This window comes from Niallia taxi (genome assembly GCF_032818155.1).
GTDB classification, from domain to species: Bacteria; Bacillota; Bacilli; order Bacillales; family Cytobacillaceae; genus Niallia; species Niallia taxi_A.
The window spans coordinates 3,364,339-3,379,671 of the sequence record NZ_CP102589.1; the positions used below are offsets into that span (position 1 = coordinate 3,364,339).

Below are 15,333 nucleotides of genomic sequence, written 5' to 3' on the forward strand. Positions count from 1 at the left end.
ACCATTTATTTATCAGCAAAGCAAAAAACCTGCTGATTTAAAGCAGCAGGTTTGAAGATGTAGACAAATTCGTTACATTATAGAGGTTTGTTTCCCGTCTCTTTTTTTAATATCTTGAGAAACAGGGCGTAACTAGCACTCTCCTTATTAAAAAATACAACCTGCTGTTGAGAACAGCAGGTTGTATTTTCCCTATACTTTTGCGACAGTGTCATACTCTGTTTGTAAAACTTCGTTAAGGAACTTCAAAACTGTGTAACGGTCGCGCAGGTTGTGGGCGTGCTTAAGGCTTTCTTGTACTAATGAGTCAGAAATGCCCAGCTCTTCTGGGGTTACTGGTCCTCCTAAGCTTTCCATTAGCTTTCTTGTATCTGCGGGATCAGGTATTGCTTGAATGATTTGTTTTATTTTATCCTTATTTTCTCTTATATTTACCAAGAGTTGCTCATGATTTTCTTGAATTGCGGGATTGTCTAGTATATTTTCCAGCTCGGCAAGGAACTTTGTCTTATATATGGAGCTTAATAATATAGTAGTTACCCCGACTTTTGCTCCGTGAAGAACTTGGGGACGATTGTTTTTCAAAAGGTCCATTTCCCAGTAATGGGATAGATGATGCTCTCCGCCTGAAGCAGGATGTGATTGTCCAAACACGAGCATGGCAATTCCCGACTTAATCAAGCTTTCGATTAATATAGTAATGCCTTCCTCGTCTGCTGAAGCGATTTTATCAATATTATTTACACATTCATCCAATGTAAGCTGTGTTAATTCTGCAGATAGCTCACAAAAAGGAGCGTTTGCTGCATAGCGCTCAAATTTCCAATCAGCAAGTGAAGTGTATTTTGCAATGACATCACCGACACCTGCTGCAATCATTTCTTTTGGTGCGTTTTTCAACACATCAATATCAGCAAAAACAGCGATTGGGGACGTCATTTGAAATGTTTTCTTTACCCCTCTGACAATAAGCGGTGCTCCTAATGATGTAAATCCATCAACAGAAGGTGCAGTTGGTATGGAAATGAATGGGATATTTAAAGTAGCGCTGCAAAAGCGTGTAATATCATGGATGGTTCCAGACCCGACTGCAATCATAACATCACTGGATTTCCCCGTCTCCAGCAGTACTTGGACAAGGGCCTTTTCATCTGCTACAACATCTCCGTTTTCATCTGGAGTAATATTGCAGGAAGATACTTTTATACCTTCTGCCTCCAGCAATTCTGCTAATTCCTCTCCAGCAGCTTTCATTGTCTTATCATCAGCTACGATTTTAGGATATTTAAATGACTTCTTGGTAAGGTAGTGAGCTACCTCGTTCAACGCTCCACTCTTAGCTACAATACTTTCAATCGGTATTTCATTATGTTCATTTTGGCAGCTGCATGTTTTACTTAAATCATGAATTTCGGCAATAAACGTTTCCATTGACAGCTCCTCCTTTTATTTCACCATGTCTTTTGCTGCTAGCTTTAAGCTAATGTTCCAAACCGATAGGTGGTTGTTGTTTTGTATTCCTTGTTAGCATCTATTATCCAGCTTGGAAAATCAGGCTGGTTGATGGCGTCTGGAAGTCCTTGTGTTTCAAGACAAAGTCCATGGTAACGTTTTGCTGGCACATCAACAAATCTGTCTGACTCATCGATTTGGTTGCCTGTATACAGAACTACTCCTGCTTCATCGGTATTAATTGTAAGTGTTCTGCCAGACTCTTCGTCTACCAATAATATTTCGTCACCTTTTTCTTTATTTAATAGAAATGGATGATCATAGCCATCACCAGCAAGTGAAATTTGTGCTTCTCTCGATTCTGGCCCTGTTTTAATTAGTCTTCCTTCTCTAAAGTCAAAGGCTGTATGAAGGACATCTGCAACAATACCTGTCGGAAGCAACTCTTCATCCAATTCCAACACACGATCAGCATCTATTGTCAGCTTATGGTTCAGAATATCGCTTTTATAATTGCCGCTTAAATTGAAATACGAATGGTTTGTCATGTTGATAATTGTCTTTTTATCAGAAATGCCAGAATAACGGATAACCAATTCATTATTATTAGACAGTAAATAAGTAACAGTAAGCTTCAGCTCTCCAGGATATCCCTCATCGCCATCAGGACTTGTATGCGTAAACTGTACGCCAATTGCGCCAGCCTCCTCTACAGCCTCTGCCTCCCAGACTACCGTGTTATAGCCTTTTATTCCGCCGTGCAGGTGGTTGGGACCATCATTTTTAGCCAGTGTATAGCTCTGTCCATCCAATTCAAAGGATGCTCCTTTTATTCTGCCTGCGATTCTACCAACAACCGCTCCTAAAAAGTAGGAATCATTTTCATATCCTGAGAGTGAATCATACCCAAGTACAACATTCTCGATATTCCCTTCTTTATCTGGTGTCAAAATACTTGTGATAATACACCCGTAATTAATGCATGAAACCTCCATGCCATTATCATTTATGAGTTTATATTGATTTACTTCCTTGCTGCCGATTTTCCCATAAAGTTCTTTTGTTGATTTCATCAAATTCATCCTTCCATTTCATTTATCTTTTTTCTAATCGAATTACATTCCAAGAGAGCTTTGGAAGGACAGCTGTTATAATGCCGTCTTTCCACTCGGCATTCCCGTTTGTATGCGGTTCCACTTTCTGCTTTTCTGCACTGTTTTCTGCCTTAATATCATCATTTTCTAAAACGATGTGCTCGACAACTTGATAGTCTTCAAAATTACGAATATCACATTCGAGCAGCAGCCCTTCTTCCAAGTGACGATTTACCGCGAAAATAGTTAACTGTTCTTTTTCCTCGTTATAAACTGCTGTTGATTCTAAATAAGGAACATCTGTAAAGTCCTTGCTGTCGTACTTCGGACTAGAGACGATTGGATTTAGCGAAACGCCTCTCCCGTAAACAGACGTATGCATGTATGGATAGAATATGCTTTGCTTCCAAGCTGGCCCATTATCCTCTGTCATTATTGGGGCAATAACGTTGACAAGCTGTGCTAAACAGGCAATCTTCAGTCTGTCAGCATGCTTTAGCATCGTAATTAGCATGCAGCCAACAAGTAACGCATCCTCAAAATTATAAATATCCTCAAGCTGATGCGGAGCAATACTCCAAGGCTCAATTAACTTGTCATTTTCATTGCTGTGATACCAGACATTCCACTCATCAAAGGATAGATTTATTTTCTTTTTGCTTCGTTTTTTTGCTTTAACATAATCTGCAATCGATATGACAGAGGAGATGAAGTCATCCATCTCGAGTGATAAAGCCAGATAATTGGCTACATCGTTAGACTGATTTCCGTAATATTGGTGCAAGGAAATATAATCTACATGTTCATATGTATGGTCAAGCACTGTTGCTTCCCAATCTGCAAATGTCGGCATATTGCGATGTGAGCTTCCACAGGCTACCAGTTCAATGGATGGGTCAACCCATTTCATCACTTTAGCAGCTTCTTGGGCAATTCGCCCATATTCTGCTGCGGTCTTATGTCCGATTTGCCAAGGACCATCCATTTCATTTCCTAAGCACCATGTTTTAATATTGTATGGTTCCTTCACACCATGCGAAGCACGAAGATCACTGTAATAGGAGCCGCCTGGATGGTTGCAGTACTCAACGAGATTTCTCGCTGCATCAATTCCCCTTGTGCCAAGGTTGACTGCCATGTTTACATCTGCTCCTACCAGCTTTGCCCATTTCATGAATTCATTTGTACCTACTTCATTTGTCTCTGTCGTTCTCCAAGCCAAATCCAATCTGCGCGGGCGGCTTTCAACAGGACCGACTCCATCTTCCCAGTTATAGCCAGACACAAAGTTTCCGCCTGGATAGCGGACAAGGGGTACTTGAAGTTCTCTAACTAGATTGATAACATCCTTCCTGAAACCGTTCTCATCCGCCTCCGGATGATTCGGTTCAAAAACACCTCCATATACAGCCCTTCCGAGATGCTCTATAAATGACCCATAAATTCGATTATCGATTTCTCCAACCTTGAAGTCCTTTTCCAGAATCATCTTTGCTTTATTCGCTGTCATATGCTCTACTTCCTTTCATTTAGAAGATTTTATTGTGAAGTTTATACAACTTTATGCCATTTTGGATTTCCTATATTTGGACAAGCCTTCCCTTTAAACTTGGCTCTATAGCGGATAATACAACCGCTATAGGCACATGTTGTTCCATATTGCAAGGAAGCACAAGAGGAGCAAATGCCAAGCCTTTCCTGATAAATGGAGTCACACACCAGCTTTTCAGGCGTTTCTGCAGCTTCCACAAGCAGTTCCTCAATGACTTCCTCTGAAACTATCACACTTTCAACACAGCCCTTGCATATATTTTCACTCATAGTCTCACCTTAATCTTCTGTAATTGCTAATGTGACAACAGACATTGGCGGAATGCTTACAGAAAGCACACTTCCGTTAACTTCCACATCTTCAAACGCAACAGGCTTAACTGTTTCTGGTGCTTCAAAACTGTTGTGGGCATTCATCACATCTGCTTTTATAATTGTGCCAGACACTTTAGCAGCATTGCTTAATCCACGTAAATCCAGCTCAAGAGTGTTTCCATTAACATGGTCAATATTACAGAAGCTCACATGAATGTTGCCATTGCCATCCTTCGATGCTGTTACACTAACTTGTGGCAGAGTTTCACCATTATATTCATACGTTCCGATTTGCGTATCCACACTCAACAGCTCTGCATCCTGATGCACTTTGTACATATCAAAAACATGATATGTCGGCGTTAGAATCATTTCTTCACCTTCAGTTAAAATCATTGCCTGCAGAACATTCACCGTTTGAGCGATATTTGTCATTTGGACACGATCACAATGCTGATGGAAAATATTAAAATGCAATGCTGCGACAATTGCATCACGAATCGTATTTTGCTGATACAGGAAGCCTGGGTTTGTACCTGGCTCAACATCAAACCATGTACCCCACTCATCAATGATCATGCCGACTCTTTTATCCGGGTCATATTTATCCATGATGTTGCCATGCTTTGAAATCAATTCATCCATATGGATCGCTTTCTTCATCGTGATGAACCATTCATCCTCAGGGAAGTTCAGTGCAGAGCCTTTACCCGTCCAGAAGTCGCCTGGAATCGTGTAATAATGAAGGCTTAATCCATCCATAAGATGGCCTGCATTTTCCATGAGTACTTCCGTCCAATTATAATCATCAACATTAGCACCGCCAGCAATCTTATAAATCTTGTTGTCTCCATAGTTCCTCACATATGTCTGATAACGGCGATAAAGGTCTGCATAATATTCCGGTCGCATATTGCCGCCGCAGCCCCAGTTTTCATTGCCAACACCAAAATAAGTAAGCTTCCATGGCTCGTCTTTGCCATTTTCACGACGCCAATTAGCCATTGGCGACTCTCCTTCAAACGTCATGTATTCTACCCATTCGGACATTTCTTGGACAGTGCCGCTCCCCACATTTCCGCATATATACGGTTCCGTACCTAACAGCTCACATAGCAGCATAAACTCATGTGTACCGAAATGATTATTTTCGACAACGCCGCCCCAATGTGTATTTACCATCCGTTTTCTGTCTTCTCTTGGGCCAATCCCATCCTTCCAATGATATTCATCAGCAAAGCAGCCGCCTGGCCATCTCAAGACAGGGATATTTATTTTTTTCAGTGCCTCTAATACATCATTTCTAATTCCTTTTGTATTTGGAATCGGCGACTCCTCTCCAACCCATATCCCTTCATAAATACATCTGCCTAAGTGCTCAGCAAAATGTCCATATATATTTTTGTTGATTTTGCCCTTTTTTACATCAGTGTTGATGATTACCTTATTTGCCATCTTCTTTTTCCTCCTTTTATTAAAAAGCTATGTATTGCACAATCGCATGCGATAAAATGGCTGAAGTCAGAGCCTCCATTGTTCTAAAAATCTAGAATTGTAATGGAAGTTCTGACTTATCATGCTGTTTAACTGATTCATAGAAGAATCTACTAACTTTTTAATTGCTTATTATTTTAAGCGATAGAACATATCATTCCATTTCAACTCATTTTGGAATGTAATAGAGTTTGTGTCATTGTTAATGACAACAAGCTCGATATCTACCAATTCTGCAAAGTCTCGAAGCTGCTCTGTTGAAACAACGTAAGAGAAGCATGTATGGTGGGCTCCGCCTGCTTGAATCCAATTTTCAACAGCTTGGCTTAAGGAAGGCTGTGTTTTCCACAACACTCTTGCAACTGGCAGATTTGGCATTTCCTCTTCTGGCTGTAGTGCATCCACTTCATTAACGAGAAGACGGAAACGATGGCCAAGGTCAATAATGGAAGCATTTAACGCCAAACCGCCTCTTCCATCAAACACGATTCGTGCAGGATCCTCTTTGCCGCCGATACCTAGAGGATGAACCTCAATTTTCGGTTTTGTTGCCGAAATTGTTGGGCAAACTTCAAGCATATGAGAGCCAAGAACCATTTCATTTTCTGGGTCAAAATGGTAAGTATAATCCTCCATAAAGGAAGTTCCTTCATTGCCTGCAACAATTTTCATTAGACGAACGAGCGCTGCTGTTTTCCAGTCTCCTTCACCTGCAAAGCCATAGCCTTGCTCCATCAGTCTTTGCACAGCTAACCCTGGAAGCTGCTTTATACCATGAAGGTCTTCAAATGTTGTTGTAAATGCAGTATAATTGCCTTCTTCAAGGAATGCCTTCATTCCTAATTCGATTTTTGCTTGTTCACGGATAGACTCTCTGATTGGCCCTTCCTCTAAACCTGCTGGGACAATATCGTACTTCTCTTCATACTCAGTCAACAACGCAGAAAGGTCCTCATCACTTACTTCATTTATCTTAGCTACAAGATCTCCGACTCCATACCCGTTCACTGTCCAGCCTAATTTAATTTGGGCTTCAATCTTGTCGCCCTCTGTAACAGCTACTTGGCGCATATTGTCTCCAAATCTAGCAACCTTTAATACTTTACTTTCTGAGAATGCCGCTGCTGTTCTCATCCAGCTTCCAATCCGTCCGCGAATTTCGTCATTCTCCCAATGGCCAACGATGACCTTTCTGTTCAATTTCAATCTGCTTCCAATGAAGCCATGCTCTCTGTCACCATGTGCAGATTGGTTAAGGTTCATGAAGTCCATGTCAATTGACTCCCACGGAATATCTCGATTGTATTGAGTCGCGAAATGCAATAAAGGTTTTTGTAATGCTGATAAGCCTGCAATCCACATTTTTGATGGAGAGAATGTGTGCATCCACGTTATAATACCTGCACATGACTCATTTGCATTTGCCTCTAACGCAAGTCTTCTTATAGAATCTGCATCCTTAACAACTGCTTTAAACCTTAGTTTATAGCTTAAAGAAGAAGATGCGTCCAACGCGTTTACCATTGTTTTTGAATGCTCCTCCACCTGCTTCAATACATCTTCTCCGTATAAAAGCTGGCTTCCAGTAACAAACCAAAATTCGTACTCTCTTGTCTTTAACATATTAATTCCTCCTGGCAATAATTAGTTTGAAGTTTCTTGTTTTGTTTCAGCTTTGTTTTGTCCGTAATATGCATTTGCACCATGTTTTCTTAAGTAATGCTTATCAAGCAAATATTGGTCGATCCACTCAACACCTGGATTCAGCTGCAGCGTATGGAGCGCCATTTTGGCAACCTCCTCAAGCACAACAGCATTATGAACGGCATTGTCCGCATCTTTTCCCCAGCAAAACGGCGCATGGCCTGTCACTAAAATTCCCGGCAGCGCTTTTGGATCAATTCCCTCGTTACGAACTGTTTCGATGATGACGTTGCCAGTTTCCAGCTCATACGCTCTGTTTACTTCATCCTCTGTCAGCTTTCGCGTACATGGAACCTCACCGTAAAAATAATCTGCATGTGTTGTTCCTAATGCTGGTATTCTTCTTCCAGCCTGCGCCCAGCTTGTTGCCCACGGAGAATGCGTATGTACAATTCCTCCAATTTCGGGAAACGCCCGGTATAAGGCAAGATGTGTTGCTGTATCTGAGGAAGGATTCAAATCACCTTCTACTATATTTCCATCAAGGTCTGTCACGACAAGGTCCTCGACCTTCAACTTGTCATAAGGAACGCCGCTTGGCTTAATGACAACAAGCCTGCTTTCTCTGTCAATTCCGCTTACATTCCCCCAAGTAAAAGTGACTAGATTATGCTGTGGCAGCATCAGGTTTGCCTCTAACACTTCCTGCTTAAGCTTCTCTAGCATAGTTATCCTCCTTACTTGATAAAACAGATTCTTTTTTAATTTGCTTAAGTGTTTTCATGACATTATTTTCGCCACGTCCGAAGTAATCATAAAGACGAGCATACTCATCAAAGAGCTTTCCATAAACGCTTACATTAGTTTCGATTGGCTGATAAATATCATCCTTAATTCTGCCCATATCTTTAGCAGCTTCATTAATATGATCATATCCGCCTCTACTCTTACCTGCTGCTACAGCACCAAACATGGCACTTCCAAGTGCTGGCGTTTGTGATGAAGCAGAAATCTTAATATCCATGTTCAGCACATCAGAATAAATTTGCATCATCAGTGCATTCTTTTCAGCAATGCCTCCTGCTGCATACACTTCATTAACAGGCACACCGCTCGCTCGGAATGTTTCAACAATCATTTTTGTGCCATAGGCAGTTGCTTCAATAAGTGCACGATAAATTTCCTCTGGTTTTGTTAAAAGGGTTGCGCCAAGCAAAACACCAGTCAAGTCAACATCAACAAGTGTTGATCTGTTTCCGTTCCACCAATCAAGTGCAAGCAGTCCGCTTTCGCCAACATTCAGCTTGCTTGCTTTTTCTGTCAGCAGCTGATGGATATTTAACCCTTTTTCCTCGGCTTCCTGCTGGTAGCTTTCTGGAACACAATTCTCTGTAAACCACTCAAAATGGTCTCCAACACAAGACTGACCTGCTTCATATCCTAAATATCCGGGAATTACACCATCTTCAACAACACCGCACATACCTGGCACAATTTCTTCTGTTTCGCCAAGCAGGATATGACATGTAGAAGTCCCCATAATCATAAGCAGCTTACCTGCTTCTGTTATCCCAACTGCTGGTACGGCAACATGTGCATCGACATTAGCGACTGCAACTGCTGTGCCAGCTTTTAAGCCTGTTAGTTTTGCGGCTTTTTCCGTAATTTCTCCTGCCTTTGATCCAATTGAATAGATATCTGTGGACAGCTTTTCTTCTACTACATTTTCAAGCCTCGGATCGAGCGCTTTAAAGAATTCCTTGCTTGGATAGCCATCCTGCTTATGCCAAATTGCCTTATAGCCTGCTGTACAGCTGTTTCGAGTGATTGTTCCCGTCAATTCGGAAATAACCCAATCTGTTGCTTCAAGCACTTGATCTGCTGCCTCGTAAATATCTGGTGCTTCATTTAAGATTTGCCATATTTTCGGTATTGCCCATTCAGAAGATATTTTGCCGCCATAACGCTGCAAAAATGCCTCTCCGCGCTGTGCAGCAATTTCATTCAAGCGGTTTGCTTCATCCTGTGCCGCATGATGCTTCCATAATTTCACGTAGCTATGCGGATTTTGCTTAAACTCTGGCAGGAAACAAAGCGGAATGCCGTTTTTGTCTATTGGCAGGACCGTACAAGCAGTAAAATCTATGCCAACTCCAATAACATCTTCGTTAGAAACATTTGCTTTCTGCAAAACTTCCGGAATCGTAAGCTGCAAAACTTCTAAATAATCTGCTGGATGCTGAAGCGCCCAGTCATGCTCCAGTTTTGTTGTCCCATCAGGCAGAAATTCGTCCATCACACCATGTGTGTATTCTTTAACAGCAGTTGCCACCTCTCTGCCTGTACCTACCTCAACAAGAACTGCTCTTCCTGATTGCGTTCCATAATCTACACCTATTGAATACTTTGCCATGTAATATACTCCCCTCTGATAAAGTATGCGTTTTCAAAAATAATAATCGGAATGTTGATTACTCTACTTCTTCATTCACATCACTTATTAGTATTTTTATACGTACAAGCAGCAGCTTATTCTGTTGTATACCGATTTCGAATTCATCCTTACAACCAAAACATCTTCATCAACTTGTACGTATAACCTTAATGCCATTCTAACATCTCTGGAGATTATTTCAATCTCTTTTTTTCATTTTTTTAAAATTTTATACTTGTATGTTTTTTAACCCTTTACTGTCCGCAACTCAAACACTTTAGGAACCCTTTTCTCTGCATGCGCACGGAAGGTAATACGTGTGTTGCCTTCTGTTACAGCACTTTCAGGAAGCGTATATTTAATATAAACAAACTGATTCATTTCTTCCCATTCCAACTTACCGTCCTGTAGCTTTGTTTCATTTGCAAGTACATCAAAGCCTTGCATACTTTCCCATTCCTTTTTCGTATAAGCTACTATTAAACTATTTTGTTGGTCTTGCAACACCTTAAGAGCAAAGCTGAAGTGTCCGTTTGGCCATGTGTCTCGATATTTTCGATTAGACACTGTCCCAATCCCGACATGCTCTCCTGTAAATTGATGATCTCTTTCCGGCTGCATTTCTCCCGGCTGAACGAAGTCAATGCTTCTTGCTTCAAGCTCCTGCTCCTTTTGAATTGCTTCCTTATAAGATTTCTCTGCTTCAGCCCAGTCAGCTTTCGTAAAAACATCCCAATAAACTGTCGCACTTCTATCATGAAGTAAGTAAAACGGTTTTAATTCCACATCTCTTGGATTTCCGATTCCTTCGAGCGTAAAAGCCTCTTCACTTATCTTGCTGATATGCTGCAACGGGCTATTATCTGCTACTAGCACTGGTGTAAACAACAGGTCCTTCGTCTTTTGGGCATCGCTTATCTCTCCCAAATCACCAGCTAGAACAATTGGTCCGTACAAAAACGCAACCCTGTTTGGATTATCAAGTATTGCTTCCTTACGAAGTGTCATCGGGATATCAACCTCAAGTACATCTCCATCTTTCCAAACTCTATCTATTTCTATAAGACTAGCTGGTTTGGTTTCATGCTGATAATCCTCACCGTTTACCGAAATGGACATTCCTTTTTCTGCCCAGTACGGGTGCCTTAACGTCAAAGTAAAAGCCTTGTCTGCAGAGGCAGATATTTCTATCCTGATATTGCCATTCTTCGGGTATGCTGTTTTTTGCTCAACAACAACTCCCATCTCCTTCCACTCAAGTCGTGAAGGAATGTATTGATTGATATAAAGCTTGCTGTCATCATGAAAATAAATGGCATTTCCATGGCTGGCATGGTTTTCCATGCCTGAGCCTACACAGCATGTAAAGCTGTCAAACTTAGAGTTGTACTTTTTATGGCCACCCATGTCGAGGGAAACGAAATAACAAACACTGCCATCACCTGGATGCTGGGATGCGAGTATGTGGTTATAAAGCGCCCTTTCATAGTAATCTCCCTCCTCAGCAGTCGGTTTCCATCTGAAAAGATGTTTTGTCAATTTCAACATATTATACGAATTACATGTTTCACATGTATTCTCACCTAATCTATCATTCTGCTTGCCTGCCTCGCCAAAATGCTCATTAAGCGAATTTCCTCCTATCACATAGGAATGCTCATGAACAACCGTATTCCAGAAGTACTCTGAAATTTCCTTATATGTTTCGTTGCCGGATATCTCATACTGCCTTGCTGCAGCAACAACTTTCGGTATTTGTGTGTTGGCATGCTTTCCTGCGAGTGCATCCTTTTTATCTGCTAATGGGTCAAGCACCTCTTTATGATAAAATCTTTCTGAAAGTGCAAAAAAGCGCATTTCACCAGTATGTACAGCTAAATCAGCAAGCACCTCAGCCATTCCTCCGAACTCACACTTCAGCAATTCATCCATTTGTTCTTCTGAAAGGTCCTTTACCATATCCTCAAGCCAAAGCCCAAGCTTCATTTCGACTGCAAGAGCCTTCTCATTATCTGTATGCAAATAAGCATCCCGTAAGCCTGCAAACACTTTATGCATTGTATATAAAGGCACCCAGCCTCCATTCAAATCGAAGCCTTGGGAATAGATTTTGCCTTCCTTTACTTCCTGAAAAATCGCTTTTCCTCTCGGAATTCCTGAGATTAATCCTGTTCCGTCTGCTTCCTGGCATAACGCCAGCTCTTCGACAATATAAGCCGCCCTGTCTTTGAATCTGCTGTCACCAGTCGCAGCAGCCATCAATGAGCATGCAGATAAATAGTGACCTAAAGTATGTCCGGAAATGCCTTGCTCCTCCCAGCCATTATAGTGGCTCGCTTTTGGTTCTAAACCTGCATATTCTCTATATCTCGACAATAGCTTATTTGGTTCAAGCTGAAGAAGATATTCCATGTTCAGTTCCATTGCATGCTTAAAAGGACCATCTGTTATTCTTACTTGCGTTAAATCAAAAGCTTTAACTGTCATCAGACTCACTTTCCTCTCTATACTATTAATAAGAATAAGTACTTGTTCTGAAATTGTATGGTTGTATTTATGTAAGCGTATTCTATATTAAAAATTTTATGATAGTTGTTCGTACATGTCAACAAATATCCTCATACAAATCTAGACATCTTTTAAGTTTTACATAAAAGAATTGTCAAAAACCTGGTGTTTATCAGCAGAAAAAACTGGCTTTACGCCTTTTATAGCAACTCCTCTGTACGAACTACTTCTTCAGAAAAAATTTTATTATAGTCTTTTCCTGCTTTTTTTGGTACGATAGCTTTATATCTATTTTTGTACGTATAAGTTAAGGATATGGAAACACAAGAAAGTGGTGATAGTGTGGCACAAAAAACAAAATACAACATGGTTAAGGAACAAATTACTGAATGGATTACAACTGGCCAAGTCAAACCCGGGGAGAAAATTCATTCTGAAAATGAGCTTGTCAAAATGTTTGGAGTAAGCCGCCATACCATTCGCCAGGCAATAGGAGATTTGGTTCATGAAGGCTGGCTTTACAGGGAGCAAGGTGCCGGCACATTCTGCTCAGACAGAAAAGCGGAAACTGGGTTGGGCTCTGCTGGTCAAGCAGGCAAGCGCACAAAAAATATTGGTGTTATTACCACTTATATATCTGATTACATCTTTCCTTCCATCATTAAAGGCATAGAATCCTATTTATCAACAAAAGGCTATTCATTGACCTTTTCTTGTACAGATAATGACATTGACAAAGAAAAGCAATGCTTGCAGACAATGCTCGCTAGCAATATTGACGGACTTATCGTCGAGCCGACAAAAAGTAGTAACTTTAATCCTAATATCAATTACTATTTGGAACTAGAGCAAAATAAAATCCCATACTTAATGATCAACCAATTCTACTCACAGCTTGCGCCTCCTTACATTATGGTTAATGATGAAAAGGGCGGTTATATTGCGACAGAGCATTTAATTAAGCTTGGCCATAAGCGGATTATTGGTCTTTTCAAAACAGATGATTTACAAGGTGTTAACCGCATGAAGGGCTTTATACAAGCATACAAGGATCATGCCGTTCCTTTCTTTCAGGATATGATCATTAACTTTACAACAGAAGATCAAGACAAATCACTGGAAGCATTGCAGGAAATTCTCCAAAAAGAAGACAGACCGACTGCCATCGTATGCTATAATGATCAGCTCGCCATAAAAGCAATAAGCATTTTACGGACTATGGGATTATCTATCCCAAATGATATTTCTATCTTAGGCTTTGATGATTCCTTTTTAACAGAGGCTTCAGAAGTAAAGCTGACCTCCATAACGCATCCAAAAATGAAAATGGGCGAAGAAGCGGCGAAGTGGATTGTTGCTGCAGTCGAAAAGAAAAGCAAGCCGGCTCCATCAATTGTCTATGAACCCCAAATTGTAGTTAGAGAGTCCACTGCTTCTGTAGCTGTCACGAAGCAGTAACTAAAAAAGAAAAGGCTGAACCAATGAGTGGTTCAGCTTTTTTTTATGTTATTTTATAAAGCTTGCTGCTGTGTGGAGCAAGCTTTGCTTTAACAGTTTCCTCTATATGGACGGATTCCTTTTCCCATACATCCTTAGCTGTCATTATTTTTGTCAGTCCGATGTCTTCCAACAACACTTCTACTTCGCATTCAGCCTCGCCTATATTAAATAATGCTACATAGACAGTGTTATCAGGTCCTTTGGCTGTCCAAGCAACTTTATCACCATTTCTAAATATTAGTCTGCTGTCTGTTCCATTTTGGTTTAATTCAAGAATATCTTCGTTTGTTAGTAAAGACAGTGTCCAGCTGTCATTGTCCCGCAGCTCTCCGCCAAACATGAGTGGCGAACGAAACACGGACCATAATGTCAGCATTGTCACCTGTTCTTCCTTTGTGAACCTTGTCCAACGATCTGCACCGCCTCCATCAACAGAGCGAATGCCAATATGTCCTAATGGGAGCATATCACAATCAGGCCAATATCCTGGACCTGAAAGCCCACTCCATTTCTCACATCTCTCAAACATATCGTATAAAAGCTGCCATTGATCCCAATAATCGTCTGTCATTCGCCACATATTAGCGTTATCCTGCAATACATCAGCAAATTCGAGCGGTGCAGGCCCTGGAGACAGACTTAACACCATATCTCTACCACAGTTATCGATTGCCTTTCTTATCAGCTTAATTTCGTCCACATGTGTAGTATAAAGCTTTGATGCTGCAATATCATCAACCTTTATGTAGTCAACTCCCCATTCGGCATACAGCTTAAATAAAGAGTTATAATACGCCTCAGCACCAGATGTGTTTGCATCTACCCCATACATATCTGTATTCCATGGACAGATTGAATTTGGATGAGCGATGTCGCGGGCTGTATGGTCAGAGTCTAAAATGCCTGTATTTTGATGGACTGCTTGCCTCGGAATTCCCCTCATTATATGGATGCCGAACTTTAATCCAAGGCTATGAACATAATCAGAGAGCGGTTTAAAACCTTTCCCTTCCGCTGAAGAAGGAAATCTGTTTACAGCAGGAATAAGCCGGGAATATTCGTCCATCTCCAGTTCTACAAAGGGCCGATACTGAGAGGAATTAGCGCCAGGCTCATACCATTGAATATCTACAACAATATATTGCCATCCAAAATCCTTTAAATGCTTTGCCATATATTCAGCGTTCCCTTTGACTTCCTCTTCTGTTACTGATGCGCCATAACAATCCCAGCTATTCCATCCTAACGGAGGAGTCTGGGCAAAACGATGATGATTCATTTACCTTCACACCTTTCACGACAGAGTCTTTTATAGGCTAATCTTATAGGAAACAAAGCATT

11 protein-coding genes are annotated in these 15,333 nt (G+C 40.9%); 1 reads left to right on the forward strand and 10 read right to left on the reverse strand.

From position 1 onward, the window contains the following. Positions 1 to 192 precede the first annotated feature (192 nt). From NQZ71_RS16805 to NQZ71_RS16845, 9 genes are all read right to left on the reverse strand, one after another. Entirely contained in the window at positions 193 to 1,431 is a 1,239-nt protein-coding gene (locus NQZ71_RS16805; protein WP_260053614.1) for a sn-glycerol-1-phosphate dehydrogenase, read from the reverse strand. Between the two features lie 44 nt (positions 1,432 to 1,475). Next, positions 1,476 to 2,525, reverse strand: coding sequence for an aldose epimerase family protein (locus tag NQZ71_RS16810; RefSeq protein ID WP_144452118.1), 1,050 nt, complete (start codon positions 2,523 to 2,525; stop codon positions 1,476 to 1,478). Between the two features lie 22 nt (positions 2,526 to 2,547). After that, positions 2,548 to 4,056 carry an arabinosylfuranosidase ArfA gene (gene arfA / locus NQZ71_RS16815; RefSeq protein ID WP_260053613.1) on the reverse strand — a complete coding sequence of 503 codons (1,509 nt, stop codon included), beginning with the start codon at positions 4,054 to 4,056 and terminating at the stop codon, positions 2,548 to 2,550. A gap of 41 nt (positions 4,057 to 4,097) precedes the next feature. After that, a complete protein-coding gene (locus NQZ71_RS16820; RefSeq protein ID WP_144452116.1) occupies positions 4,098 to 4,367 on the reverse strand; it encodes a DUF6171 family protein in 270 nt (89 codons plus the stop codon). Between the two features lie 9 nt (positions 4,368 to 4,376). Continuing rightward, complete coding sequence (locus NQZ71_RS16825; RefSeq protein WP_144452115.1) at positions 4,377 to 5,867, reverse strand: alpha-N-arabinofuranosidase; 1,491 nt, start codon at positions 5,865 to 5,867, stop codon at positions 4,377 to 4,379. Positions 5,868 to 6,038: 171 nt separating this feature from the next. After that, positions 6,039 to 7,529, reverse strand: a complete 1,491-nt coding sequence (gene araA, locus NQZ71_RS16830) for an L-arabinose isomerase (RefSeq protein WP_144452114.1) — start codon at positions 7,527 to 7,529, stop codon at positions 6,039 to 6,041. 21 nt (positions 7,530 to 7,550) lie between these two features. Beyond that, positions 7,551 to 8,276 carry an L-ribulose-5-phosphate 4-epimerase gene (gene araD, locus NQZ71_RS16835; protein WP_260053611.1) on the reverse strand — a complete coding sequence of 242 codons (726 nt, stop codon included), beginning with the start codon at positions 8,274 to 8,276 and terminating at the stop codon, positions 7,551 to 7,553. Beyond that, positions 8,260 to 9,963, reverse strand: coding sequence for a ribulokinase (gene araB, locus NQZ71_RS16840; RefSeq protein WP_144452112.1), 1,704 nt, complete (start codon positions 9,961 to 9,963; stop codon positions 8,260 to 8,262). Before araB ends, araD begins: the two co-directional genes overlap by 17 nt. Positions 9,964 to 10,230: 267 nt before the next feature. Beyond that, complete coding sequence (locus NQZ71_RS16845; RefSeq protein WP_275004515.1) at positions 10,231 to 12,471, reverse strand: glycoside hydrolase family 127 protein; 2,241 nt, start codon at positions 12,469 to 12,471, stop codon at positions 10,231 to 10,233. Between the two features lie 363 nt (positions 12,472 to 12,834). Here NQZ71_RS16845 and NQZ71_RS16850 point away from each other — a divergent pair, with 363 nt between their 5' ends. Further along, a complete protein-coding gene (locus tag NQZ71_RS16850) occupies positions 12,835 to 13,950 on the forward strand; it encodes a GntR family transcriptional regulator (RefSeq protein WP_275005553.1) in 1,116 nt (371 codons plus the stop codon). A gap of 43 nt (positions 13,951 to 13,993) precedes the next feature. Here NQZ71_RS16850 and NQZ71_RS16855 read toward each other — a convergent pair whose 3' ends face one another. Continuing rightward, a complete protein-coding gene (locus NQZ71_RS16855; RefSeq protein ID WP_317011029.1) occupies positions 13,994 to 15,271 on the reverse strand; it encodes a glycoside hydrolase family 27 protein in 1,278 nt (425 codons plus the stop codon). Positions 15,272 to 15,333: the final 62 nt, after the last annotated feature.